The 24,705-nt window shown below is 57.6% G+C and carries 20 protein-coding genes; 14 read left to right on the forward strand and 6 right to left on the reverse strand.

Annotated features, from left to right (window positions below; genetic code table 11):
* Window positions 1-422 precede the first annotated feature (422 nt).
* The 7 genes from BEQ56_09005 to BEQ56_09035 all read left to right on the forward strand — a co-directional run bounded on the left by BEQ56_09005 (window position 423) and on the right by BEQ56_09035 (window position 10,054).
* Window positions 423-2,153: an ABC transporter ATP-binding protein gene (locus BEQ56_09005; GenBank protein ID AOH44485.1), complete on the forward strand. Its 1,731-nt coding sequence runs from the start codon at window positions 423-425 to the stop codon at window positions 2,151-2,153.
* A complete protein-coding gene (locus BEQ56_09010) occupies window positions 2,150-3,904 on the forward strand; it encodes an ABC transporter permease (protein ID AOH44486.1) in 1,755 nt (584 codons plus the stop codon). The genes BEQ56_09005 and BEQ56_09010 overlap by 4 nt, the downstream gene beginning before the upstream one ends.
* 274 nt (window positions 3,905-4,178) lie before the next feature.
* Window positions 4,179-5,636: a hypothetical protein gene (locus BEQ56_09015; GenBank protein ID AOH43599.1), complete on the forward strand. Its 1,458-nt coding sequence runs from the start codon at window positions 4,179-4,181 to the stop codon at window positions 5,634-5,636.
* A 19-nt stretch (window positions 5,637-5,655) separates the two neighbouring features.
* Window positions 5,656-7,332 (forward strand): tRNA uridine(34) 5-carboxymethylaminomethyl modification radical SAM/GNAT enzyme Elp3, encoded by a 1,677-nt coding sequence (locus BEQ56_09020; protein ID AOH43600.1) that lies wholly within the window; start codon window positions 5,656-5,658, stop codon window positions 7,330-7,332.
* A 32-nt stretch (window positions 7,333-7,364) separates the two neighbouring features.
* The gene (locus BEQ56_09025) at window positions 7,365-8,087 is read left to right on the forward strand and encodes a hypothetical protein (GenBank protein ID AOH43601.1); all 723 of its coding nucleotides are present in this window, start codon (window positions 7,365-7,367) and stop codon (window positions 8,085-8,087) included.
* Complete coding sequence (locus BEQ56_09030; protein AOH43602.1) at window positions 8,084-9,547, forward strand: hypothetical protein; 1,464 nt, start codon at window positions 8,084-8,086, stop codon at window positions 9,545-9,547. The genes BEQ56_09025 and BEQ56_09030 overlap by 4 nt, the downstream gene beginning before the upstream one ends.
* A 15-nt stretch (window positions 9,548-9,562) precedes the next feature.
* A complete protein-coding gene (locus BEQ56_09035; protein ID AOH43603.1) occupies window positions 9,563-10,054 on the forward strand; it encodes a hypothetical protein in 492 nt (163 codons plus the stop codon).
* Here the strand turns inward: BEQ56_09035 and BEQ56_09040 are convergent.
* Complete coding sequence (locus BEQ56_09040; GenBank protein AOH43604.1) at window positions 10,020-10,517, reverse strand: hypothetical protein; 498 nt, start codon at window positions 10,515-10,517, stop codon at window positions 10,020-10,022. The genes BEQ56_09035 and BEQ56_09040 overlap by 35 nt on opposite strands.
* A gap of 81 nt (window positions 10,518-10,598) precedes the next feature.
* Between BEQ56_09040 and BEQ56_09045 the strand changes: the two genes are divergently transcribed.
* From BEQ56_09045 to BEQ56_09060, 4 genes are all read left to right on the forward strand, one after another.
* Window positions 10,599-11,237, forward strand: a complete 639-nt coding sequence (locus tag BEQ56_09045; protein ID AOH43605.1) for a hypothetical protein — start codon at window positions 10,599-10,601, stop codon at window positions 11,235-11,237.
* An 89-nt stretch (window positions 11,238-11,326) separates the two neighbouring features.
* On the forward strand, window positions 11,327-12,940 hold the full coding sequence (locus tag BEQ56_09050) for a DNA polymerase III, subunit gamma and tau (GenBank protein ID AOH43606.1): 1,614 nt from the start codon (window positions 11,327-11,329) through the stop codon (window positions 12,938-12,940).
* A gap of 113 nt (window positions 12,941-13,053) precedes the next feature.
* Window positions 13,054-13,350, forward strand: a complete 297-nt coding sequence (locus BEQ56_09055) for a nucleoid-associated protein, YbaB/EbfC family (GenBank protein ID AOH44487.1) — start codon at window positions 13,054-13,056, stop codon at window positions 13,348-13,350.
* Between the two features lie 3 nt (window positions 13,351-13,353).
* On the forward strand, window positions 13,354-13,962 hold the full coding sequence (locus BEQ56_09060) for a recombination protein RecR (GenBank protein AOH43607.1): 609 nt from the start codon (window positions 13,354-13,356) through the stop codon (window positions 13,960-13,962).
* 82 nt (window positions 13,963-14,044) lie between these two features.
* Here BEQ56_09060 and BEQ56_09065 read toward each other — a convergent pair whose 3' ends face one another.
* A complete protein-coding gene (locus BEQ56_09065) occupies window positions 14,045-14,734 on the reverse strand; it encodes a hypothetical protein (protein ID AOH43608.1) in 690 nt (229 codons plus the stop codon).
* A 54-nt stretch (window positions 14,735-14,788) separates the two neighbouring features.
* On the opposite strand from BEQ56_09065, the gene BEQ56_09070 reads away from it, so the two are divergent.
* The gene (locus BEQ56_09070) at window positions 14,789-16,036 is read left to right on the forward strand and encodes a hypothetical protein (protein AOH43609.1); all 1,248 of its coding nucleotides are present in this window, start codon (window positions 14,789-14,791) and stop codon (window positions 16,034-16,036) included.
* Window positions 16,037-16,087: 51 nt separating this feature from the next.
* On the opposite strand, the gene BEQ56_09075 is transcribed toward BEQ56_09070, so the two are convergent.
* Genes BEQ56_09075 through BEQ56_09085 form a run of 3 tightly spaced genes read right to left on the reverse strand, consistent with a single transcriptional unit; the run spans window position 16,088 to window position 19,408 of the window.
* Entirely contained in the window at window positions 16,088-17,359 is a 1,272-nt protein-coding gene (locus tag BEQ56_09075) for a hypothetical protein (protein ID AOH43610.1), read from the reverse strand.
* A complete protein-coding gene (locus BEQ56_09080) occupies window positions 17,359-18,372 on the reverse strand; it encodes a hypothetical protein (GenBank protein AOH43611.1) in 1,014 nt (337 codons plus the stop codon). The genes BEQ56_09075 and BEQ56_09080 overlap by 1 nt, the downstream gene beginning before the upstream one ends.
* Window positions 18,344-19,408 carry a type 2 isopentenyl-diphosphate Delta-isomerase gene (locus BEQ56_09085; protein ID AOH43612.1) on the reverse strand — a complete coding sequence of 355 codons (1,065 nt, stop codon included), beginning with the start codon at window positions 19,406-19,408 and terminating at the stop codon, window positions 18,344-18,346. The genes BEQ56_09080 and BEQ56_09085 overlap by 29 nt, the downstream gene beginning before the upstream one ends.
* 76 nt (window positions 19,409-19,484) lie before the next feature.
* Between BEQ56_09085 and BEQ56_09090 the strand changes: the two genes are divergently transcribed.
* Both BEQ56_09090 and BEQ56_09095 read left to right on the forward strand, forming a co-directional pair.
* Window positions 19,485-20,153: a hypothetical protein gene (locus BEQ56_09090; protein ID AOH43613.1), complete on the forward strand. Its 669-nt coding sequence runs from the start codon at window positions 19,485-19,487 to the stop codon at window positions 20,151-20,153.
* 102 nt (window positions 20,154-20,255) lie between these two features.
* A complete protein-coding gene (locus tag BEQ56_09095; protein ID AOH43614.1) occupies window positions 20,256-21,365 on the forward strand; it encodes a hypothetical protein in 1,110 nt (369 codons plus the stop codon).
* A gap of 100 nt (window positions 21,366-21,465) precedes the next feature.
* On the opposite strand, the gene BEQ56_09100 is transcribed toward BEQ56_09095, so the two are convergent.
* Window positions 21,466-24,591 carry a glycine cleavage system protein T gene (locus tag BEQ56_09100; protein ID AOH43615.1) on the reverse strand — a complete coding sequence of 1,042 codons (3,126 nt, stop codon included), beginning with the start codon at window positions 24,589-24,591 and terminating at the stop codon, window positions 21,466-21,468.
* Window positions 24,592-24,705: the final 114 nt, after the last annotated feature.

Below are 24,705 nucleotides of genomic sequence, written 5' to 3' on the forward strand. Positions count from 1 at the left end.
ACATGAAAAAGGTCTGGGAAATCGCCCCGGAAACGCAGGCCCGCGTTGTCAACCTGCTCTACGATCATTATCAGGACTTTCGCCTGCTGCTCTGCCGTGCGGAAGGGACCCATCATGCAAATTTTATCCATGACTTTACCGATCACGTCACCGACCGTACCATGACTTTCGTCCGGGAAGCATATCAAAAAGGAATTTCTTCTACGCTGCTGGACGAAGAAGAAATGCACATGCTGAACACAGCGTATTGGTCGACCATGTTTGAACCGGTCATCCATGGACTGCCCAGAGAGAAAGCCCTGAAACATAGCGAACTTACTGGCCTGCCGTCCTGGGTTTCTGAGCGTTCCGGCTGGCTCGCGGTCAGCGATTCTCGACGAACGCAGCCGCGATCATTGATTTTATTTTCAAGAAAGGATTTTATGTTCCAAAAAGTTAAACCTTACATGGGCGAATACATGAAGTATACGGTAAGGGCCGCGATCTCGGTTTCAATCGCCGTGATTCTAAGCGTCATCCCGTATTTCGTTTTATATCAGATCATCGACCCGCTCGTCAAAGGGAACGCTCTGTCGACAGGATTCGTCATGTCCCGCGTCCTGATCACGATGATCTGCCTGACGGGCAACGCCGTTTTATATATCCATGGCCTGAGCCTGAGCCACCTGAGCGCATATCATACGCTGAAAAACCTTCGCGTCGCGCTGCAGAAAAAATTGGAAAACCAGCCGCTTGGCAATATCCGCGAGCTGGGGAACGGACGGATCAAGAAGGTTTTCACCGACGATATCGAGACTATCGAACTGCTGCTGGCGCATGCGATCCCGGAAGGCATCGGAAATCTGGCCATTCCGATCGCCGTGCTCGCCGCTATGTTTTTTGTAGACTGGAAGCTCGCGCTGCTTTGTCTCGCCTCGCTGCCGATCGGCATGTTCGCCATGGGAATGATGTTCAGGATCGGGATATCGCGAATGGGGTCGTACTACGCCGCTGGCGCAAAGATGAACAACACTATCATCGAATATATCAACGGCATGGAAGTCGTCAAAGTTTTCAACCGCGACGGCGAAAGCTATGAACGCTATGAACGGGATATTCATTACTATCGCGATATGACGTTGAATTGGTACCGGATCTGCTGGCCATGGATGGCGCTTTACTCAAGTATCATCCCCTGCGTCGCGCTATTCACGCTGCCGATCGGCGCCTTTTTCGTCCTGAAGGGGATCAGCACGCTTCCGGACTTTATCCTTGTGATCTGCATGTCGTTCGCAGTCGGAATGCCGCTGCTGAAAGCGATGAGCTTCGCGGGCAAAATTCCGCAGCTCGGTTACAAAATCGACGCGTTGGAAAAGCTCATGGAACATCCGCCGCTTCAGCAAAGCAGCCGGAATTTCGAAGGGAAGGATCATCAGATCCGGTTTGAAAAGGTTCGCTTTTCCTATACCGAGACGGAGGTAATCCATGACGTCGATCTGGAGCTGCCGGAAGGGAAGATGACCGCGCTCGTAGGCGAATCGGGCAGCGGAAAATCAACGCTCGCGAAGCTCCTGGTGCATTTTTACGATCTGGACGGCGGACGGATCACGCTCGGAAGTCAGGCGCTGACGGACATGAGTATCGAAGCGCTCAACAACCAGATCTCCTACGTCGCGCAGGAACAATTCCTCTTCAATACCAGCTTATATGAAAATATCCGGATCGGGCGTCCTGAGGCGAGCCGCGAAGAAGTCCTCAAAGCGGCTCATCGCGCGCAGTGCGACGAGTTTCTCGAAAGGTTCCCGGCCGGCCTCGATACCCCGGCCGGCGACAGTGGGAAAATGCTCTCGGGAGGCGAACGCCAGCGGATTTCTCTGGCGAGGGCGCTCCTGAAAAACGCGCCTGTGATCGTTCTTGACGAAGCGACCGCGTTCATCGATCCGGAAAACGAAGAAAAAATGAACGCCGCGATTTCCGAAGTCATCCGCGGGAAAACCGTTCTCGTCATCGCGCACCGGCTGCGCACGGTTACAAAAGCCGATAAGATCGTTGTCATGAAGGACGGAAGAATCGTCGGACAGGGAAAGCATGAAGAACTTCTGGAGAGCTGCGAACCTTACCGACGCTTATGGGAAGCTTCTGAAGAAAGCGCGGCATGGGAGGTGCGAAAATGATTGGACTAGTAGGACGAATTCTGAAGCTCGCCGAGGGATATCGGAAACGGATTATCCTGGCCGCCGTTTTCTCGTTCCTGAAAGCGTTTATCTCGAAAGCGCCGATTATTCTGGCTTTTTATATCATCTCCGCCTTTATCGCCGGGAGCATGACGGGAAAAAGCTGCGTAGCCGCGGGCGCGGCGCTGGCGCTGTGTATCCTGCTGGAATGTATTTTCCAGAACCTGGCGGACAGGCTCCAATCCGCATCCGGGTTTGAAATCTTTGCCGACCTTCGGAAAAAACTGGGAGCGCACCTGCGAAAGATGCCGATGGGTTTCTTTACGGAAGGCAATATCGGCAGAATCAGTTCCGTCCTTTCGACGGACATGCTCTTCATCGAAGAAAACCTGATGATGGTGTTGGCCGACCTGATGAGCTACCTGTTCTCCGCGGCTATCTTCATCATCTTCATGTTCATTTTCGACCCGAGGCTCGGAGCGCTCGCCCTCGCCGTATCGCTGGTTATTTACGCAATCGGCGAAGCGATGAAGAAGAATTCGCTGATGCATTCCGACGAACGGCAGGCGGCTTCGCAGAAGCTGACGGAGGCGGTTCTCGATTTCGCGGAAGGAATCGGAATTATCAAGACATATAATCTCCTCGGCGAAAAATCCAAAGAACTGACGGCGAGCTTTGAAGAGAACTGCGAAAAAAGCCTGAGCTTCGAAGAAGACTTCTCGCCATGGGTGCGAGCGATCAACCTGACCTATGGCGTCGGGACGGCGGCGATGCTCGCGCTGTCCTGGGCGCTGTATCAGGACGGAACGCTGACGCTCTCGTATTTTATCGGTATGCTGCTGTTCATGTTTGAACTGTTCTCGCCGATCAAGGCCTTTTACGGTCAGGTCGCGAGACTGACGGTCATGAACAGTTGTGTAGATCGGATCGAAGCGGTCTTTGCCGAAGCGGAACTCGCGAATCAGGGAACCGACCTGATCGAGGAGGACGAGGAAGCGAACCGAGAAGAACGAGCGGAGATCGAGTTCCTCGACGTATCGTTCGCATACGACGATCGGGACGTTTTAAGGAATATATCGTTTACCGTGCCGAAGAATACAATGACCGCATTGGTCGGAGCTTCGGGAAGCGGGAAAACCACGATCGCGAACCTGTTGCCGCGGTTTTGGGATATCGAGAGAGGCTCGATCCTCGTCCGCGGGAAGGACATCCGAGACGTAACCCTCGCTTCGCTCATGGATCATATCAGCATGGTTTTTCAGCGGGTCTACCTGTTTCAGGACACCGTTTACAACAATATCGCCATGGGACGCACGGACGCCACAGAGCGCGAAGTCATCGAAGCGGCGAAAAAAGCGCGCTGCTACGATTTCATCCAGGCGCTCCCGGACGGATTCAACACGGTCATCGGGGAAGGCGGCGCTTCTCTTTCCGGCGGCGAGCAGCAGCGGATTTCGATCGCGCGCTGTATCCTGAAGGACGCGCCGATCGTGATCCTGGACGAGGCGACAGCCAGCATCGACGCGGACAACGAAAGCTATATTCAAGCTGCCATTTCCGAACTGGTCCGGGGAAAGACGCTTCTGGTCGTCGCGCATAGGCTGCATACGATCGCCGGCGCGGACCAGATTCTGGTCATCGACGACGGAAAAATCGCGGAACGGGGCACGCATACCGAGCTCATGTCGGCCGACGGGATTTATCGCGATATGGTCACGAAGCGGGCCGCCGCGTCCGGCTTCCATAATTAATCCGCGCAGCGATCAGCCGCTGAAATCAATGCATTGTCAATTCAGCGATAAAAAAAAGAGCAATAAATCTGTGTACCGACCCCCAAAAGTTAGACTTTTGGGGGTCGCCTCAATCTGATTTTGATTCATTGCTCTTTTGATCGTATGAAATAAAGAAAACCGGACGGGGAATCGGGCCTGAGTCAGAAAAAAACTTTGCCGCCGGCTTTGACCCGTCGGGAATCTTTGTCAATAACCAACGAAGGATTCGCAGCGAAAGATTTATAATAAGCGTATGCAAATTTCGATATGTTTGACAAGTAAACTGCGGATGATCGCAATCCTTCTCATCACACTGGTTCCGATCCTGACGGCCGCCGACCCGGCGGCTGCGATCGAACCGAGCCAGACTCTTTACGTCTTAGCCGCGCCGTTCACGACGGTAACCGACACGGTTGAAAGCAGCGCGCTCGCGTCGCTTGACCCGGAGCGGATTCCCGACGGACTCCTGATCGCGGCGTTCGACGAAACCGATATAGATAAAAAAGCGTTTCTCGCGGAGCTGTCGCTCGAGGTTGATCCGGCCCGCGTCGTTCGCTATTCTCCGATCGAGGAAGCGATCGCGGCCTCGGTCCGGACCGGCCGCTGGATCGTCCTCCCGTTCGATCGTCTCGATCCACGATTGAAAGTTATCGCGATTGACGGCGTTCGCCCGATCGATAAATCGTTTAATCCGTATCGCTGGCCGCTCGTTTTCCGGCGCGGGGGCGAATCGCTGTCGGAGAAGCAGTGGGATGACATACCGTTCGCGAACTATGATCCTTCGAAGCTGAGCGACGTCATGCTGACCGGCGTCACTGCGCTCGTCCGCGCTGTCGCGAATTATATGGATGGGTTCGGCCCCGATTTTCCCGCCGTGTATACCGGCGATTACCTGCGTTCCGCCGACATCCTTCATATTAATAACGAAGTCCCGTTTGCCGCTGTCTGTCAGCAGACGCCGCAGCAGCTTTCCAATCTGGTATTCTGTTCCAAGGAACGCTACCTGGACCTGCTGATCGGACTGGGAACGAGCGTCGTCGAGATTTCAGGGGACCATTTTCAGGATTTCGGCGATGACGCGGTTAACTATACGCTCGATCTTTACGATAAGGCGGGGCTTCCATACTACGGCGGCGGACGGACGCTTTCCGAAGGTCAGCGCCCGGTTTTTATCGACCACAACGGCAACCGGTTCGCTTTTCTCGGCTGCAACGGGAAAGAAGAAGGTTACGCCGCCGCTTCTGAAACCCGACCCGGTGCGGCGCACTGCGATTATTCGTTGATGGAAAAGCGGATCCGCGAGCTTCGGGCGCAGGGACGCCTTCCGATCGTCACCCTTCAGCATATCGAATATTACAAAGTCGCGCCCAATGATCAGATGATCACCGAATACGGACGGCTCGCCGACGCCGGAGCGGTTATCGTCAGCGGCAGCCAATCGCACATGCCGATGGCGTTCGACGTTTCGCGGGACCGCGTTATTCATTACGGACTGGGGAACCTCTTCTTCGATCAGGCGTATTTCCTTCCCGAAACCGCCGAAGCCACGATCGACCGCTACGTTTTCTATGAGAACCGGCTCCTTTCCGTTGACGTCGCTACGATTAAGTTTATCAACCTGGCGCAGAATGACTGGATGACCGCGGACGAACGCGCCGGGCTCTTAGAACGAATCTATGCCGAAACGATCGTCCGGAACGGAGCCGGGTAAAAGGCTTCGAATTATACCGATGTCCAACTCCGACCACGCTCAGATCACAGACGACGTAAGCCGCTGGGAAGCCGCGAAAAAAGAAACGCCGGAAACGCTCGCGATCGCGGGAAAAATCCTGGACGACGTGATCGCCGGGGAAGACGTTTTCAAAGCCATCCGCAGCCATCCGATCCCTGACCGCGGCCATATCTCAAAATCGTCGCTGATTACCGTTTACCGCGCCCGCGTCGCGGCCGGGGAACTCGCCGAGGACGCCGGGCTCTACCTGAAGCTGCGGATGAAGCCGAGCCGGACGCTGAGCGGAGTGACAACGGTTACCGTCCTGACCCGGCCGTTCCCATGCCCGGGGGAATGTATCTTCTGTCCCAACGACGCGCGGATGCCGAAGTCCTATCTTCCCGACGAACCCGGCGCCGCGCGGGCCTTCCAGAACGAATTTGATCCGTACCGTCAGGTCCGGTCGCGCCTCCGTGCCTATGAAGCGGTCGGTCATCCCACCGAAAAGATCGAGCTGCTGATCCTTGGCGGCTCCTGGACCTCCTATCCGATCGAATATCGCGAACGCTTTATCCAGCGCTGTTTCGACGCGATGAACGGAGTCGATTCGTCCGACCTTGCCGCGGCTCAGCGCCTCAACGAATCCGCGGCGCATCGAAACGTCGGCCTCGTCGTGGAGACGCGGCCGGATGAGCTGGATCCTGCCGAACTGAAAGAGCTCCGACGCCTGGGCGCAACCAAAATCCAGCTCGGAATTCAAAGCCTCGACGATCGGATCTTAAAACTGAACCGCCGCGGGCATACCGTCCGGGAAGCGCTGAGCGCCGTCGCGCTCTGCCGCGCGGCCGGGTTCAAAATCGTCCTGCACTGGATGCCCAACCTGCTCGGCGCAACGCCGGAGTCCGACGCCAAAGATTTCGCCCGCCTCTGGTCGGCGGACCGCGGCGGACTGGGATTCTGTCCTGACGAAATAAAGATCTACCCGACGCAGCTCGTCAAAAACGCCGGCCTGTACCAGGAATGGATCGAAGGCCGCTACCGACCGTACGATACCGAAACGCTGATCGAGCTGATCGCCGCCGTCAAGCCAACCATCCCGCCGTACTGCCGCGTGAACCGCGTGATCCGCGATATCCCGTCGCATCACGTCGTCGCCGGGAACAGGCGAACCAGCCTGCGAATGGATATTCAGCGGCGTGTCCGGGAAAACAGGCAGACGTGCGCATGCATCCGCTGCCGCGAGATCAGGGGACAGCCGGTCAGCCCAGAAGAGCTGACGCTCCGGGACACAGTTTATCAGGCTGCTTACGCCGAGGAACATTTCCTCCAATTCGTTGCCAGCGACGATAAGCTCGCCGGATATTTACGACTTTCGCTCCCCAAGGCGGAACGGCCAGACGTTGGAATCGACGAATTAGCGAACGCGGCGATCATCCGCGAAATCCATATCTACGGCCAGAGTCTCGGCGTCGGAGAAGAGGCCGACGGCGCGGCGCAGCATATCGGGCTGGGGAAACGGCTCATCGAGCGCGCCGTCGAAATCGCGGCGGAAAACCGCCTTCCCCACCTCGCCGTTATCGCCGCCGTCGGAACGCGCGGCTATTATCGGAAACGCGGATTCAGGGATGGGAACTTTTACATGATCCGCGACGTCTTTTCCGATAACGATCGCGGGGAAAATTCTGCGATACAATAGGGTCAAAGCTAACAGGAAAAACAGGAGCAGCGATGAAAAAACAATTCTTCATCTTTTTATCGGTACTTGCAGGTATGCTTGCGATCATGTCCCCCGCCGCGGCGCAGAACGGCGCGACGGAATGCGGCAACGGTACAGTGACGGTCGCGTTTACCGCCCCCGGGAACCTGACGGATTTCACCTGCCTGACCGTTCCGACGGCCGAGCGCGCGCCCGACGGCCAGCCGCTTACCGCGGCGAAACTGGAATCTGCGGCGGTCGTTTTTAATCAGCTTCGCACCGCGAATCCGATTTCGCCGGAGCTGACCGTCTTTCCCGTTTCCGGGCTCAGCGCCGTCAATTCGGAAATTTACCAGAAAGCCGTCGACTTGACCGCGCTGATTAATTCGGTGACGACGAACGGAATTGCCGCCATCACCGGCGACGTTCCCGTCCTCCCGCTGCAGGAAAAGCCGCAGCTGATGAGCGCGCTGCCAACCGTGTTAACGCCGCAGGGAATCAACGGGCTGCGCTTCCTGACCGCGTTCGACGATGCCTCCGCCGGAGTCACCAATAACAACATCGTCTATGCGTTTCAGGGACTTTCCGTCGACGGGCGCAATATCGTCAGCGTCCTCTTCCCGATTCAGCATTCCGCGCTGACCGCGCCGGCGACCGCTCCGCGCGAATATAACTGGGCGGCGCTTCCGGAAGACGGCTGGACCCCGCGCCTCAGCGATTTAGACGAAATTATCAAGTCAATTACGCTTCGTTGAGCCCTTCCGAAACGCCGGCCGACCCAGCTTCGCAGCAATCGGGAACCGCTTTCCGGTTCCTGTTTGCGTTATGTCTGATCCTTGCCGCGGCGACGGTATGGATCGAGCGTGCCGGAGGCCAGACGCTGATCCATACCGTCACGCTTGAAATCACGGAACAGCGTTACGTCAGCGGCCGCCTCATCCGGCCGCTCTCCGCCCAATCGCTGGATCAGCGAACAGCGGTTTTTACGCTTTCCGAACGCGAGTTTTCACGGTACGATCGTCTCGCGGACGCCGAAAGCTGCGCCGCCTCCGGCCGGGTCTGCCTGACATCGGACGCCTATACGCAGGGCGATCGCAGCGATTGGGTAACGACGGATTCTGGCGGGACGCCAGCGTCCGAGCTCATAGCCGCCGCCGTAAACCTTCTCGTTGCACAGCCGTTCGTCCGGGACGACAACGTCGCTGTCCAGCTGATCGGGTTCAGCGCCGGCGAGATCCGGACGTTCCGGTCCGCGTTGGAAAATACGGCGGCGGTCGTCTGGCTCCCGGACGGGAAAATCGATCAGCAGGAGCGGGACAAGCTGATCGAAATATACGGATCTACCCTGACGATCGCAGGGCCGGAGCTGCCGCACGGCGCGAAGAATCGGACGCTGGAAAAAGTTCTGTCTGCGCTCGACCCGGAGAATTCAGCGCGACGCAGTTCCGATCGGCCGCGCTTCCCGCTGGCGCCCACGCTTGCCTTGCTGTTCCAGCTCGCGCTGCCTGGCGCCTTGATCTGCGCGCTGCCGCGCGCGCAATTCCCGAAGGACGTCGGATCAAAATCGGGCGGGAAATATTCCGGAGCGGGCGTGCGCGTTTTAGTCTCTGCGTTCGTCCTTGCCGCTTCGACCGGATGTTTTGTTTATCCGCAGGTAATATTCTCCCGCCCGCGTTTCGTTTCCGATTCGCTCGTCCTCGCGATCGCCGCGGGCTCATTCCTGATCACAGGATACGCCGCCGGGCGGAAACTTCCCGATCCCTCGTCCGCGCCTGAAGCGAAACCTGTCCGGTTTCTTCCCGCGTTCGTCTGGCTGACGGCGCTGCCGCTCGCGATTTTTTACCTGACCGATAACCCTTTCCGTGTTGCCGGTCTTGGAAGCGCCTTTCTATATCCGGGTCAGCTGGCTACCGCCGCATGGTACTGGCCCGTTTTCACGCTTTTCGCCGGGTCGCTCCGCGCCGCCGCAGGAGCCGCGCCGAAAGAGAGAGCCGCGCTCGCGCTGATCGTCGCCGGCGCGCCCGTCGTCGCGATTCTTCGATCCGGCGCGTTCGATTCGCCGGCCGCAGCCGTCCTCGCGCTCGGGGCGTTCGCAGTCTGGATCGCTGGGAACGTCTATATCGATTACCGCCGGCGCTCTTCGCGAGGCGCGCGTCTGATCCTGGCGCTGTACGCGGCGCTTCTGTTCAGTTCAGGTATAATGATTTCGTTGTAGGAGACAGGATACGCTATGAAAGAAAATCGCCTTCGCTCTTTTCTGACCTTTTTCTGCTTTATCGCGCTGTATGCGGTTGGATTCGGATTTCTGATCCTGCGCCTGATCCGCGAGGACGCCGTCGGACTCTACCGCGGGTCGTTCGCGCTTCCCGGCTTCTTCCCGTCGCAAACGAACCTCGAAGCGTTCTCGCTCATCGCGCTTCTGACGCTCGCGATTTCGAACGCGATCGTCGCGCTGGACCCGGTTCAGATCAACCGGCGGAAAAACGTCCTGGTCAACAGCCTGGTTCTCGCCGGGATGATTTTCTCCTGGTACTTCCTGCTCATCCGTTCGGGGAACATGATCGGGGCGCTCGTCATGACGATCGCCGAATTCCTGGTCAGCCTGATCGTCATCTCAATGCTCTACCTGGTTGAGCATCGAGCCGGATACTATTTCATTCCGACGCTCCTTTGGGCGCTTTTTCGAATTATTCTGAGTATTTTTCTGGTCGCCCGGAACTGAAAATATCGGCCCAGAACGCGATTTCGCTTTCGCTGAGCCGCGGTTCGTCGCGCTGCGCCTGAGGTCGGGGCCGACGCTTCGGCGGATTCCGGAACGCCTCTTCAACTTCGGCCGCAAACGCCTCAGACGAGACAACACGCGCGCCGAAGCCCCTGACCTGAACCTGAACGCTGCGATCCGACGTCACGACTGTAATCGAATCGCTCTTCTTCATCTTCGATACCCGGTAAATCAGCGCCGCGTCGGCGCTCGTCCGCCCGCTCACGAAATGGACCCGGATCGTCCCGACCGTTTCCTCATGCGCAGCCCCGTTCCGCCCCCGATCGAAATAAACCTCGATCGTTCGCCCGGTCAGCCGCGCGTATTCGTTCAGCCGCGCTGATAAAGACGCTTCGTCCGTCTCCGCCCGGAGCGACAGTCCCATTTTGGGGATCAGGTTATGCCCGTCGATCAGCCATTTCATATACAGCTATTTTACCCGCTGACGCGTCATCGTCCGCCGCCTTGTAAAAAAACCATTCCGGATATCGATTAAAATAATCTCATGAAGTCTGCGTTAAAAATTTTATTAATTCTGATCGTCAATATCATCGTCAGCTTTTCAGCCGCGCTGGCGGCTTTATACTGGTGGGAAAAGACGCAGAGCGATCCGCCGCCGATTTCGGTCGGCGAAATCATCGCCCCGCTCGCTCCGAACGCCTCCGACGCAGGCGGCGCCGTCCCAACGCATGTCATCGCGATCGAACTGGAACCAAACGTCCGGCTGACCGCGATCGCGCTTCCAACCGAGGCGATCTCGGGCGTCGCGGTATCCGACCTCGTCGGCGAATCGACGCCGACACCCGAAGGATTCGTCCCGGTAACGAGGGACCGGCTGGTTTCGATCGTATCCGTATTCGGAATGGGCGACCTGAACAGCGAGACCGTCCGGATCCAGTCCAACGCCGACGAAGTCGTCAGCCTTGAAGGCTGGACAATTCAGGACGCAGAAAACAACATCTTTACCTTCCCCGCGATTCAGCTCATCCGCAAAGGCATTTTTATCGAACTGTATACCCGTTTGGGACATACGACGCCGTTCGAACTCTACTGGGACCAACCGGAAGCCCGCTGGCAGAGCGGCGAGACAGTCGTCCTCAGGGACAGCACCGGCCAGATCCAATCGGCCTACCGGATCCCCTGACCGCAATACGGTATAATCACAGCGACGGAGAAGAGCTTTTACGGAAAAAATTTCCCGCCGGAAAGCGACAGAAAGGAGAACGTTCATCGATGGCAATTCAGGCGTTATACCGCCGCTGGCGCCCGCAGCGTTGGGAAGACTTCGTCGGGCAGGAACATATCGTCCGCGTCATGCGCAACGCGATCAAAGCCAATCGGTTATCGCATGCTTACCTGTTCTCCGGACCACGCGGAACGGGGAAAACGACGATGGCGCGCATGATCGGACGCGCGGTCAACTGCACCCATGACGATCCTGCAAAACATCCCTGCGACGAATGCGAAAACTGCCGTGCGGCGTTAGACGATCGCTTTCTCGATATTATCGAAATCGACGCCGCTTCGAATACCGGCGTAGACGATATCCGCGACCTGCGCGATAAAATCAACTTCGCGCCGGGACAGGGAAAAATGAAAGTCTATATTATCGACGAGGTTCATATGCTGTCGACGGCGGCGTTCAACGCACTGCTGAAAACGCTCGAAGAGCCCCCGAGCCATTCGATGTTCATTCTGGCGACAACCGAGCTCCAGAAAATTCCGGCGACAGTCCTTTCCCGCTGTCAGCATCATGAATTCCGCCGTTTTCCGACGACAGAAATCAGCCGCTATCTTCAGAAGATCTGCGACACGGAAAACTTTCCGTACGAACCGGAAGCGCTGACGCTGATCTCGCGGCAGTCGACCGGCGCGATGCGCGACGCGCTTTCGCTCCTCGATCAGCTTTCCTCGACCGGCGACAAACTGACCCTCGCCATGGCGCAAACGATCTTAGGCGTCGCAACCAGCCAGGCCGTCGTCGAGCTCATCGACGCTATCGCCGAAAAAGATCCTGCCGCCGGGTTGTCGATCCTGCATGCTGCGATGGACAGCGGAACCGAACCGCGTCAGATCGCCAGACAGGCCGTCGAGTATCTGCGCTGGATGCTGAACCTGCGAATGGGGGCCAACGAAACCGTCGAACTTCCACAGGAGTCGCGTTCGAAAATCGCCGAACAGGCGAAGCGGTTCAGCGTTGAGCGGCTGGTAACGCTGATCCAGTTCTTCAATCAGGCCGTCGTCGACAGCCGCGCTGGATGGAATCCCGGGCTGGACCTGGAAATCGCGCTGGCGCAAAGCTGCGCTGAGGAGAAAACCGCGCCTCAGCCATCCGTCGTCCAGCCGCAGCCAGCGCAGAAGCAGCCGCCAGCCGTCCGCGTCGTCGACCGCCCGGCCGGGCCGCATGTCGAAACGCTTCCGTCCCCGGAAGAACTCGAAAGCGAAGGGATGGATGAAATCGCAATAACCAGCAAGGTCTACATCCGCAAAGGGAACCATCCTGATCCGTCCGTCGCCAAAGACGAGATTATTAAAAACTGGAGCGAAATCCGCGGAATTATCCGGGAATATGACCCCGTTTTAGACGCGCTCCTTTCGCACGCAAAGGTCATGGACGTCAAGGATGGAATCCTGACGCTTTCCTATTCGCATGACACCGCCGCCAACAATATCAACAGCAACGGCAAGCTCCTCCTTTGGACCAGCGCCGCGATCACAAAAGTCATCGGCAAAAACGTCGGCGTCCGCAGCGCGACCGTTCGCAGCTCCGCCGGCAAGACCGGGAACCAGTCGCTCGTCAGCGCCGCGCTCGAGCTCGGCGGGAAGCTCGTCAACGACAAGAAATAAGCCGGAACGGAAGCTTCCTTCCCGGCTCAGAACCTGATAAAAGAAAGAGGGATTATTGATTCATGGCAAAAGGATACGGAAAAATCGGCGGGGCGCCCCGGTCGGGCGGAAATATGAAAGCGCAGGTCCAGGCGCTTCAGAAGCAAATGCAGGAACAGCAGGCGAAAATCGCCGAAATGGAAACCACGACGACCGTCGGCGGCGGCGCGATTAAAATCACGATGACCGGCGATCAGGTCTGTAAATCGGTCGTTATCGATCCCGAATTCCTGAAAGACAGCGACGCGGAAACGCTCCAGGACATCCTCCTGAGCGGATTTAACATGGCGCTCGAACAGAGCCGGAAACTCGCCGACGAAAATATGGGCTTTTTAGGAAATACGCTCTCCTCGTTAGGGCTGAATTTCTGACGCATGGCGCTCATTCCTGAATCCGTTCAGGCGCTGATCGACGCGTTTTCGCGGCTTCCCGGTATCGGACCGCGGACGGCCTCACGCCTGACGTTCTTCCTGCTGAAAAACGAGAGCGACGCGGGAGAAAACCTGGCGGAAGCGTTGACAAAGCTGAAAAGCGAGACGGCGTTCTGTCCCGAATGCTTCAATATTATGAACGCGGGGAAAGAACGCTGCGATATCTGCGCCTCATCATCGCGCGATGACGACGTTCTCTGCGTCGTCGAATCGCCGATGGACGTGATCGTCCTGGAGCAATCCGGCGGTTATTTCGGAAAATATCATGTCCTTCACGGCGCGCTGTCGCCAATCGAAGGCGTCAATCCGGAGGACCTCCGCCTCAGCGAGCTATTCAGCCGCGTTGAAACGGGGAATTTCAGCGAAGTCATCGTCGCGACCAATCCGTCGATGGAGGGCGACGCAACTGCGCTGTATATCCGGAAAAAGCTGGAGCATCTTCCATCCATACAGTTCTCCCGGCTGGCGCGCGGGCTTCCCGTCGGGGGCGAACTCGAGTACGCCGATCCGAATACGCTCCTTCGCGCACTCTCGGGACGGCAAAAATTCTAACAATCCTTTTCATCTTCCGGGATAAAACAAGGAAAGCGCGGCGGATCTCCACTGCGCTTTCCAGAAATACCCGGATTCCCTTTTATTTATGCGGAACGTAAATATACACCGAAAACGGGCAGAACAACCGCGAATACGTCTCCTCGATATTATTATTGAAAACGCCATGAACTAAATAATACGTCGAGTAATATTTCCCGTTCTCGCTCGATTCGTCCTTCGGCGCTTCCATTCGGATTTTCCAGCGGATCGATTGCCCCGGATAGACGATTCTCGCTGAATCGTAATCCTTATCAATATCGTACGTATACCGTTTCTCGATCTCCATTCGCCATCCGGTATACTGCTGAACGTCGACGTCCGTGGACCAGGGCTGCGTCCCCGTATTCGTAAACGTCACGTCAAAATCGAAGTCCTCGCCCGGATAAAACTGCTGATAAAAATACGGCTTATTGACGTTAACGGCGCAATCGTATGCCTTGCGGGCAACGAGGTCATCGGGAAGGACGTGCGGCGTTTGGGCTGCGTTCGGCGTAGCCGTCACCACAATCACGTACGGCGTTTGCGTCGGCTGCGGAATGGGGGGAACGACCGTCGGATTTTGGAGCCGGAGGCGGATATTCTGAAGAAGCGGCGCCGCCGGAGTCGGAACGACCGTCTGAGCCTTGACGAACGTCGGCGTCATCAGTCCGAACAGGATCAAAAAAACGCCAAGCTTTAATCCTGCTATTAAATAAGTCCGTTTTTTCATAGGATGACCTTTCATTTTCATTTTTCCACGACTATAATATCTTACCGTAAACTTTCCGAAAAAGGTTTACGTTCTATGGATAAAGACGAACCCGCCTTAAAAAAAGTTCCCTTGAATTTTCCGATTCGCAGCAAGATCCCCGTCCGTGCGCCGGCGGCGATGACGTCGTTCATCTGCGCGGCGGAGCGCTGCGAATGGACGTGCTGCCATGGGTGGCGGATTCCTGTCGATCCGGCCCATGCGACGATCTATACATCCTGGACAGAGACAGACGGGACCCAGCCATTCGCCGGATTCCTTCGCTGCGTCCGTGTCAGACGCGCCGGAAAGCTGACGACCGAATCATTCCTGGACCTGCCGGCGGAGCCTGGCGGGCGCTGTCGTTTCCTGTCCGCAGCGCGCCGTTGCCGGCTGCAGGAACGATTCGGCGAAGACGCCCTGTGCGATAGCTGCGCCCTGTTCCCGCGGAGATTGATTCAATTCGACAAACAGACCTGGATGACCGTGTCGTTAGCCTGTCCGGAGACGATCCGCGAGCTGATCCTGACGGAAAAGCCTTTGACGCTGACGACGGTCGAATCGTCCGTTGACCTGAACGCGGATTGGCTGGATACGGATCAGGTTACCGATAAATCGCTACGCGAAGTTTTATCGAGCCGTGAGGAATTTCTCACGGCATGCTTCAGGGTCATCTACGACCCAGGCGCGCCGTTCCATGAAAAGCTCAGCCGGCTCTGTTCCCGGATTGCCGCGCTGAACGGCGCCTCTCCGCCCGCGATCAACCCACGACCGACAGAGGCGGACCTTGGCGCCGCGGTTTTATCGCTCGAAAAGAGCTTCAATCCGCCGCCGGACGGATTCGCGTTCTCTGTATCGGACGCGGTCGGCGGGCTTCTCGGATCAGCGTCCGACCGCCAGATCAGGCTGGGCGCGGCGTTCTCCCGAGCGGATCGCTCGTATCTCTCGCCTTTCTTTGAATCGCGCCCACGCTGGTTCGAGAACTATCTCGCCGCCATGCTGTACGCCGACGCGCTGACCGAAATCAACGCGTTCGTCCGCCCTGATTTTACGCTGGCCGACGCGGTCCAAACAACGCTGGCGCGGCTCGTCCTGAGCGTAAACCTGCTGACGCTTCGGCTCGCCGCTTCCGCCCGCGCGAAAGACAGGATATCGAAGGAAATATTCATGCGGTCGATTTACGAAAACGATCGAAACTTTTTCCAATCACCCACCATCGTCGAAAACGTACTGAACCGCTATGCGGCGCAAATCGGAACTGGCCCGATTGTTTTCTCAGGCGATTTCCTGAATCAGTCGGATTGAATTTTCAAGTCCTGTTATCCCGCTAAAGAATACCTATACGAATCCCCCTGCTTACACCGCGTAAAACAGATCGAGCGCATCGTTGACCGAAGCGACCGCGATCGCCCCCGCCCGGTCCAAAAGCGCGTTTTTCGCCGCCGTCGTTCGAACGCCGTACGGATAGAACGCAGCCGGAATTCCAACGCCGCGCAGCAGCTCAAACGCGGATTTAACCGCATTAATCCCGCTGGCGGAGTCTTCAATAACCGCGATCTGAAGCGGCCGTTCGTCGGAAAGAAGCGCCCGGGCTGACGCTTTCCCGCGCTGCGCGGCGAAGCGAACCGCCGCATCCAACGCATGAAACGCGTTCCCGCCGATCGCCAGACCTATCGCCGCTAACGCGTGAATCGGGCTGGGCTTCAGGTACGAATCCAGCGCCGCCCCGATCGAAGCTTCGAACGCGTTCAACGACCCAACGCCGATCAGCCGAACCGCTTCGCCGCCCCAGCCCAACGTTTCGAAAGCGCACTGCGCTTCGGGGATCGCGGAAAAAGGGCGTGGAAGGCCGTTCGGGAAACTGTCGTCCGGCAAGTCCGGACGCGCGGTCATTCCAGCCGCGAAGATCGCCGTCCCGTTTTCCGCTTTAATCCGGCGCTGATATTCCGCGCTGAGAAGCGGGACGTCCAACGTCCGCAGGTTCGACGCGATTCCTTCCGGACAATCAAGCCCGAACGTCGCCCGGAACAGCTCGCTTCCCAAAAGATACGTTTCAAGACGCCGAAGCGTCGGCGACGCCGACAGGTTCAGCGAATCGCCGAGCAGTTCCGCAAAGAGCCGCATCCTGCGCAGCCGCGGGAAAAGCCCAGCCGGAGCGTCCCCGCGCAAAACGGATAAATAGATTGCCTTCGCCGGGGACTGCGCGCCAGAAAACCCTTCGCCGATCAGCGCCAGCGAACGATCAAAATAAGCGTCAAAATCCACTGCCGTCAGGTTTTCCGGCGCGTCGATTCGCCGGATCTTCGAAAGCTTCGACGGCAGCGCGAACGCGGGATCGATCGACAGCAGGTAATCGAAAACCATCGCCAGCGTCAACGGAACCATATCCCATTCCGCCGGGATCTCGCAGGCTTCGAACCGCTCGGCAAAACGATCGTCGCGCAGCTCGAACCGTTCAAGGCCAAGCTCGCGCAAAAACGAATTGACCGTGTCGCGGTAGGAGCGCCGATAGCCGCCGGGCCGAACCAGAACGCCATCGATATCGAGGAGTAAAACTTTTCGCGCCGGCCGCGTCATTTGCCAGCGCCATTTTCGGCTCTCGCCCGTCCGATCGCCGCCGCGGCTCATCAGCGGACCCGCGTAATCAGCCGCTCAGCCAGCGAAAACAGCTCGCTGCGATCCGCCGCCGCAGGCGCGCCGTCCGGAACCGAAGCGAGCGCATCCCGTAAAACCGCCAGCGCCGTCTCCGACTCCTCGCGGACGAACTTCGCCGTCGCCTCGCGCGCCCCCGCCTCTGCCAGCCGGTCGACAATCTCGGCGACACGCCCCGCCGATCCGTCATAGGCGTTCCAAAGGTCGGCGAACCCCGGATCGGCTTCGATTCCGTATAAAACCGGATAAGTCATCTTCTTCGTCATAATATCGGACGTGACCGGCTTGCCGAGCTGATCCGCCGCGCCCCAGATGCCCAGATAATCGTCCTGAAGCTGGAAAGCGATCCCGATTTTCTTTCCCGCTTCGCGAACGCGCCGCATCGTCCGCTCGTCGCAGTCCGCGGCCGCCGCGCCGGATTGCATCGCCCCGCGCAGCAGCGCCACCGTTTTCCCGCTGATCATCCCCAGATATTCTTCGGTCGTCGTCTGCGTCCTGCCTTCGAACGAAATATCGAGATGCTGCCCGAAGATAACCTTCTTAATCATCTCGTCAAATAAATCGACATAAATCGGGAGCTGCGTCGTCCGTGCCGCCGAATGCACCGCGCGATAGCACAGGGAAATCATGTAATCACCCGCGTTCAGCGCCAGCGCCGGGCCATATTTTTTCCAAAGCGCCGGTCGGCCATGCCGGAGATCGGACTGATCCTCGATATCGTCATGAACCAGCGTAAAGTTATGCAGAATTTCCAGCGCAGCGGCAGCCGGTAAGACACGGTCGACGTTCCCGCCCAACGCGCCGCAGCTCAAACAGGCCAGCAGCGGACGGATCCGTTTTCCGCCGCGCGGAATCGGCGCCCCGTCGGCGTCCAGCCCCATCGCGCTGAAAACCATCTCGCCCAACTTCTCGTCGGCGCGCAGCCCCCAATCCGCGTTCAACACGGAGAAAATCGCCTCGTTAATCCTCGAAATATACGCCTCGTTCATGGTCCGCTCTCCCTTCGTTCGAATCGCCGGCCGGCTCGATCCCGGAGGATACGAACCGCGCCGTCTTATACTGCGTCACCAACCGTTCGACCAGCCGGCAGACCGCCTCCGGCCCTTCCAACGCCGGCCGCAGGAACGGCATCGCAACCCCAAACATGCGCGCGCCCAACAGTTCGGCCTTGCGCATGTCAACGCCCGTGCGGATTCCACCCGAAGCGATCAGCGGCATATTCGGGAACGCCGCATGGATCCGGCGGACCGCCTCCGCGGTCGGGAGCCCAAAATCCCGGAACGGCGCGTAAACGCTGTCGTCGAGACGTTCGCCCCGGGCCGCGATTTCAACTTTCGCCCATGACGTTCCACCGGCCCCGGCGACGTCAATCCAATCGAACCCCGCGTCAATCAGCCGCCCCGCAGTCCTGACGTCGAAGCCAAACCCGACCTCTTTCGCGATCAGCGGGATCGCGATTTCTTTTCGCAGCTCGGCAATCTTCGCCATCAGTCCGGAAAAATTCGTATCGCCTCCCAGCTGGATCAACTCCTGAAGCGGATTAAAATGCAAAATCAATCCGTCCGCACGAATCAACTCGACCGCCTCGCGGATCGCGCCGACCGTCATTCCATAATTCAACTGAACCGCGCCGAAATTCGCTAAAACCGGGGCCGTCGGCGCGCTCAGCCGAATATCGGCTAACCCGCGCCAGTCGTTCGTCTCGGTATACACGCGCAGCGACCCCAACGCCAGCGGGATCCGCATCCACTCCGCGGCAAGGCATAGGTTCCGATTGATCTCCGCGCCACGCTCCGTTCCGCCCGTCATCGACGAAATCAACAGCGGCGCCGCGATCGCTTTTCCGAGAAACCCGGTCCGCAGCGAAAACGTCAGATAGTCCGCCTCCCGCGCCGCCGCAGGAATCAGGCGGTACCGCTCGAATCCGGTCGTCGTTTCAGAACGGACGTCCTCTTCAAGGCAGATCCGCAAATGTTCATCTTTTCGCGTCTGAATCTTCGTTTCCGGCTGCTTCTTCTCGGTCATACAGGAGAAATTTTACTATACTTTCCATGCGCCGCATTCGTCATTTTTTCCGTCGACTAATGATAAAATAAGTCAGATGGAAAATTCGCGCCTGATCGACCGATTTCGAACCACGCTGCATAACCTCGCCAACAGTAACTATTTTCGCATCACGTTAACGGTCGTCATGGCGATTCTCCTGATGCTCCCGTTTCTGGTCTATGACTACGATACGATTCGCTCATTCATCGCGCAGAACCGCGTCTCCGGCGTTTTCGTCGCCATGTTCCTCTACGTTGTCATCGGGCTGTTCCTGATCCCGACTGACGGACTGACGGTCTTCATTCTGGCGACAATGGGCGTCATTCCAGCGTTCATCCTCGACGTACTCGGAAATTCTGCCGTCTCGTATATCGAGTATTTTATCGGGACCGGGCTTCAGGATATTACCCAGTTTGAAAAGAAGAATAAAAAGCTTCCCGGATTCCTTGAAAATTACCCGATCGCGCGGCCCCGCTACCAGATTCTCGGCCGAATGCTTCCCGCGGTTGGATCGAAAGCGATTAATATCCTCTGCGGCTTCCGCAGGACTTCGCTCCGCGTTTTTACCTGGACGACGTTATTTTCGACCTCCTGGGGCGCGTTCCTCGTAACGGTCGGCTATTTCTGGGCGGCCAAACTGATCATCTATCTCAATCCGTTCGGAATCGCGACCCATTACACCTTTTTACAGACCTTCGTTGCCCAGTACCATTACGCCCGATAACCCCCGGTTCCCGCCCGGAGCCCGATCGTTCAAGGGCTCGTCTCTGGTATAATCTATTCAATACAAATCGATAACAGAATGGAAATAAAGGAGTATCCCAAAATGATCTTCACGCTCCCCGAATATCGGGCACCGGATTTTTCAGCCAGGAAATTCGTCGAAGCCCCCGACGTCAAAAGCCAGCCTGTCATCGCCGACGGCGTCGCCCCCGATCTTTATCACGCGACGTCGATTTTCCCCGAATACTATAAAATCAACGGCGTCTGGGTCCTCGCCGAAGAATCGCGGATGGACTGCGTCGTCGTGATCCGTCCGGACGGGACGCTCGACGTCGTCGAATTCCGGAACCTGAAACGCGGCGATGAGGTCATTCTCGGCCGGACGGAGAACTGCGAAGAGGGGATTTTCCTCCACGCGACCGGTTTCGACGAAAGCGGTCCCGACGCGAAAGACGTTTTCGCTTTTCGAAGCGGCCGTTCGCGCGAAACCGCCTTTTCGAAGGATTATGATTCACTGTACCGAATGCTGCTGCATGAACGCGATCACGGGAATATCCTGTGGGTCATGGGGCCGGCCTGCGCTTTCGACGCCGACTCACGACAGGCGATGATGGACCTGATCCGCGCCGGCTTCGTCGACGGACTACTCGCCGGTAACGCCCTCGCGACTCATGATCTTGAAGCGGCGTATAAAGGCACGGCCCTGGGGCAGGATATTTATACGCAAATTTCTCAGCCAAACGGCCATTATCATCACCTTGACACGCTGAACGCTGTCCGGCGCTCCGGCTCAATCCCGTCGTTCATCCGCGAGCATAGGATTAACAACGGCATCATTTACACGCTGCTCGAAAACAGGATCCCGTTCGTCCTGACCGGATCGATCCGCGACGACGGCCCGCTCCCGGAAGTCTACCGCGACAACTACGACGGGCAAAACGCCATGCGGACGCTGGTCCGAAAGGCGACGACGGTAATCTGCCTCGCGACGCAGCTTCACACCATCGCGACCGGCAATATGACGCCCTGTTTCCGGAAGGTCGACGGAAAGATTCGCCCGCTCTTTATCTATTCGGTCGACATCTCCGAATTCGCGCTGAATAAGCTGTCGGACCGCGGTACGCTGACCGTGACCTCGATTATCACCAACGTTCAGGATTTCGTCGTCATGGTCCGCAATGGAGTCAGCCGTATCGAAGCGGAAAAGAAATAAAGCTCAGGTAAAAAAAGCAGGAAAACAGAAGCAACTGTGAACAATCGCTTCTGTTTTCCTGAAAAGTCCTCAAACGGACGGCAAGAACGGACAGTCCGCGCTACGCCAGCTTCGGATAGCGCCGAAGAACGACCGCCGTCGAAGGCATCGGAAGCTTATCGCCTAATTTCAGCTCGTCCAGCTTTTTCATCGTTGTCCGCGCCGCGTTCTGATAAATAACGAATTCGGTTCCCTCAACCGCGAACGCAATATCGACCATCGCCAGGCCAACGACGCCGCCCTCCGAATCGATCGAGCAGCTGGTCACGACGCCGACGACCTTCCCTTTTTCGTCGAAGAGCGGATCGCCCGGCTGCGCAAGCCGCTGCGATTTACCTTTGATCGTGAAACGGACGAGCCGCCGTTTCTTTTCTTCAACCTCGGATAAGAATGCGCTGCGCCCGATGAACCACGGTTTATAGATCTTAACGAAATGGCTGAACCCGACCTCCGAGAGCCTGTAATTATACGGTCCGGCGAGCTCATGCCCATACAGCGGCAGTCCCGACTCAATTCGCAGCGAATCGCGCGCGGCCAGCCCGCAGGGCAGGATTCCGAACGCGGAACCGATATTGAGCAGGTCGGTCCAAAGCGCGGGGGCTTTATCCGGATGGACAAAGATTTCATACGAAAATTTTTCGCCCGTGTAGCCGGTTCGGGAAATAATAACGTCGTATCCGCCGAGATTAACCCGGATCACTTTCCCCTTCGCAAGCCGCTGAAGCCTGGCCCGATCCGACGCCTCCATATCATACTGTTCAAGGATCTGGATCGAAGCGCGGCCCTGGAGCGCGATATCCACGCGCATGCGCTCGCCGGCCTCCGGATCGCGCAAATCCTCCAGGACGACGCCGCGCCCGAACGCACGCGCGCCCGGCGCGTCCCGGTCGACCAGGACTGTCCCGTCCTTAACCGCGTTCAGCCACGCCCAGTCCTTTTCGTCGTTCGCGGCGTTTACGACGATCATGTATTCTTCGAGGGAGACATGATAAATGATCAGGTCGTCGATCACGTTCCCATCCGGCGTCAGCAGGTGCGTATATACCGTATCGCCAACCGCCAGCGCCGCGATATCGTTCGGAACGACGCAGTTCAGGAAAGACAACGCAGACGGCCCGGACGCCATATACACGCCCATATGCGTGACGTCAAAGAGACCGACCGCCGTACGGACGGCGTGATGTTCCTCCTTGACCGAACTATACCAAAGCGGCATTTCATACCCTGCGAACGGCGCCATCTTCGCCTTCGCCGCCACGTGCAGCTCATGCAAGGCAGTGAATTTAATCGGCGCGGCGGTCCGCTCGTACCGGGCGAAATCGAACTCAGGGAGCGGATCTCCGCCCGCGGGCTTCAACCCGATCGCGAACGGTTTCGCGAACTCATCCGGCTTAACCTTCCGGAACGCGCCGGGCTCGGCTTCGGTAATAATCGTGCGCTCCGGAAGCCGCGTCCGCGGATCGGCGTCAAACGATACGAAACCGTCCGACAGATCGCGGAGCCAGGCGGCGGCAAGGCCAGCTTTTTCGGCCGGGACCGCGAGAAGATAACCGTCCTCCGCCAGTCCCAATTCGCCGCTGAGCGATTCGCCGTCGACAACAAAACTGACATCGGCCGATTCTCCCGTTTCCAGCGCAGCGATATCGGTCAGGAACGCAAAATCGACGAATTGCCGATAGAATGGGCCGCTGATTTTCAGGTACGCTTTCCCGTCGATCGCCCGGAAACGGTCGTCAAGATAAAAGAAATGCGGATATCCGAAATCGGCGCGATCGCTGAACGTCTGGCGCTTCTCCGCCAGCGTGCGGATACGCAGCTTGCAGTCCTGGAACGCTTTGAAATCGACCTTCGCGCGCAGCAGCATGCCTTTCGCGCCATACGTCGAATATGGCTGGGTCGCGTACATCAGGTCGGCGATGATATTCCCCAGCTCGACCATATCGGCTTCCTTCAGCCCGATCTGCGTCACACAGGGAAGCCCGATCCGCAGCCCGCTGGCACGCAGCGCAGATTTATCGCCGGGGATCGTATTGCGGTTGACGACGATGCCGGCGTTGTCGAAGATACGAGCCGCCATGTCGCCGGTCAGCGTCGAACCGTCCGCGCCCTTAATCTGCTTGCAGTCGATCAGGAACATATGCGAATCGGACCCGCCGTAGCAGACATGAATCCCGCGCTCGCGGACCTGCGCGATGAGCGCCTGACAATTGGCGAGAATCTGTTTCTGGTATTCCCGATATTCCGGCGTCGAGGCGATTTTAAAGGTCGTCGCCAGCGCGGCGATCGCGTGCATATGCGGTCCGCCCTGCTCGCCCGGGAAAACGGCCTTATCGATCGCTTTCGCGTACGCCGGATTCGTCGTCAGAACGACCGCCGCCCGCGGACCGGTCAGCGTCTTATGCGTCGTGAACGTGATAACGTCGGCGATCCCGACCGGCGAAGGGACGACCCCGGCCGCGATCAGCCCGGCGATATGCGCGACGTCGGCGAGCAGGATCGCGCCGACCGAATCGGCTATTTTCCGGTACGCTTTCCAGTCCGGAATATACGGGAACGAAGTATAACCCGCGATGATCAGCTTAGGCTGGTGCTCAATCGCCAGCCGCCTGACTTCTTCATAGTCGATTTTTTCCGTTTCCGGATCGACGGTATACTGGATAATGTTATACAGCTGGCCGGTTCGGTTGACCGGGGAACCATGCGTCAGGTGCCCACCATGAAGCAGGTCCATCGCCAGAACCGTGTCACCGGGCTGGATCAGGTGGTACGCTGCGTTATTCGCGGGAGCGCCGGAGAGCGGCTGAACGTTGACCTGAATCTGGTCCGCAGAGACGCGCGAATTCGAGAAGAGCGCCGCGCAGCGGCGCCGCGCCAATTCTTCGATCGTATCGGCGTATTCGACGCCCTTATAATAACGCGGGTCCGAATTCCGCCGGTATTCGGTAAGACGTTCCGGGTAATTTAAAATCTGATCGCAGCGCATCGTCCGCGTTTCTTCCGGCGGATAACCTTCCGCGTAAATATTTTGGAAACGCGAAGCGAGCGACGCGCGGACCGATTCGGGCGCGAACGATTCGCTGGCGATCATGATCAGCTTCCGCTTCTGCCGTTCCGCTTCGACTTGATTCAAAAAATCCACGTCGGGATCGATTTCTGAAAGGGAACCGTTGAAAAAGAATGAATCCATTAGACCTGTCCTTTCCGGGATAGCCTGCGAGGCCGTGAAGATAGATATTCGCTGTCGAAATTATACCGTGACAAAAGGAAAACAAACTTTGTGCTTTATTTCTCAAAATCTGTC

The organism is Anaerolineaceae bacterium oral taxon 439 (genome assembly GCA_001717545.1).
Taxonomy (GTDB): Bacteria; Chloroflexota; Anaerolineae; order Anaerolineales; family Anaerolineaceae; genus Flexilinea.

Coding starts and splice junctions, on each gene's coding strand:
- BEQ56_09005 (AOH44485.1), top strand. CDS start 423: ATGTTCCAAAAAGTTAAACCTTACATGGGCGAATACATGAAGTATACG.
- BEQ56_09010 (AOH44486.1), top strand. CDS start 2,150: ATGATTGGACTAGTAGGACGAATTCTGAAGCTCGCCGAGGGATATCGG.
- BEQ56_09015 (AOH43599.1), top strand. CDS start 4,179: ATGCAAATTTCGATATGTTTGACAAGTAAACTGCGGATGATCGCAATC.
- BEQ56_09020 (AOH43600.1), top strand. CDS start 5,656: ATGTCCAACTCCGACCACGCTCAGATCACAGACGACGTAAGCCGCTGG.
- BEQ56_09025 (AOH43601.1), top strand. CDS start 7,365: ATGAAAAAACAATTCTTCATCTTTTTATCGGTACTTGCAGGTATGCTT.
- BEQ56_09035 (AOH43603.1), top strand. CDS start 9,563: ATGAAAGAAAATCGCCTTCGCTCTTTTCTGACCTTTTTCTGCTTTATC.
- BEQ56_09040 (AOH43604.1), bottom strand. CDS start 10,517: ATGAAATGGCTGATCGACGGGCATAACCTGATCCCCAAAATGGGACTG.
- BEQ56_09045 (AOH43605.1), top strand. CDS start 10,599: ATGAAGTCTGCGTTAAAAATTTTATTAATTCTGATCGTCAATATCATC.
- BEQ56_09050 (AOH43606.1), top strand. CDS start 11,327: ATGGCAATTCAGGCGTTATACCGCCGCTGGCGCCCGCAGCGTTGGGAA.
- BEQ56_09055 (AOH44487.1), top strand. CDS start 13,054: ATGAAAGCGCAGGTCCAGGCGCTTCAGAAGCAAATGCAGGAACAGCAG.
- BEQ56_09060 (AOH43607.1), top strand. CDS start 13,354: ATGGCGCTCATTCCTGAATCCGTTCAGGCGCTGATCGACGCGTTTTCG.
- BEQ56_09065 (AOH43608.1), bottom strand. CDS start 14,734: ATGAAAATGAAAGGTCATCCTATGAAAAAACGGACTTATTTAATAGCA.
- BEQ56_09070 (AOH43609.1), top strand. CDS start 14,789: ATGGATAAAGACGAACCCGCCTTAAAAAAAGTTCCCTTGAATTTTCCG.
- BEQ56_09075 (AOH43610.1), bottom strand. CDS start 17,359: ATGAGCCGCGGCGGCGATCGGACGGGCGAGAGCCGAAAATGGCGCTGG.
- BEQ56_09080 (AOH43611.1), bottom strand. CDS start 18,372: ATGAACGAGGCGTATATTTCGAGGATTAACGAGGCGATTTTCTCCGTG.
- BEQ56_09085 (AOH43612.1), bottom strand. CDS start 19,408: ATGACCGAGAAGAAGCAGCCGGAAACGAAGATTCAGACGCGAAAAGAT.
- BEQ56_09090 (AOH43613.1), top strand. CDS start 19,485: ATGGAAAATTCGCGCCTGATCGACCGATTTCGAACCACGCTGCATAAC.
- BEQ56_09095 (AOH43614.1), top strand. CDS start 20,256: ATGATCTTCACGCTCCCCGAATATCGGGCACCGGATTTTTCAGCCAGG.
- BEQ56_09100 (AOH43615.1), bottom strand. CDS start 24,591: ATGGATTCATTCTTTTTCAACGGTTCCCTTTCAGAAATCGATCCCGAC.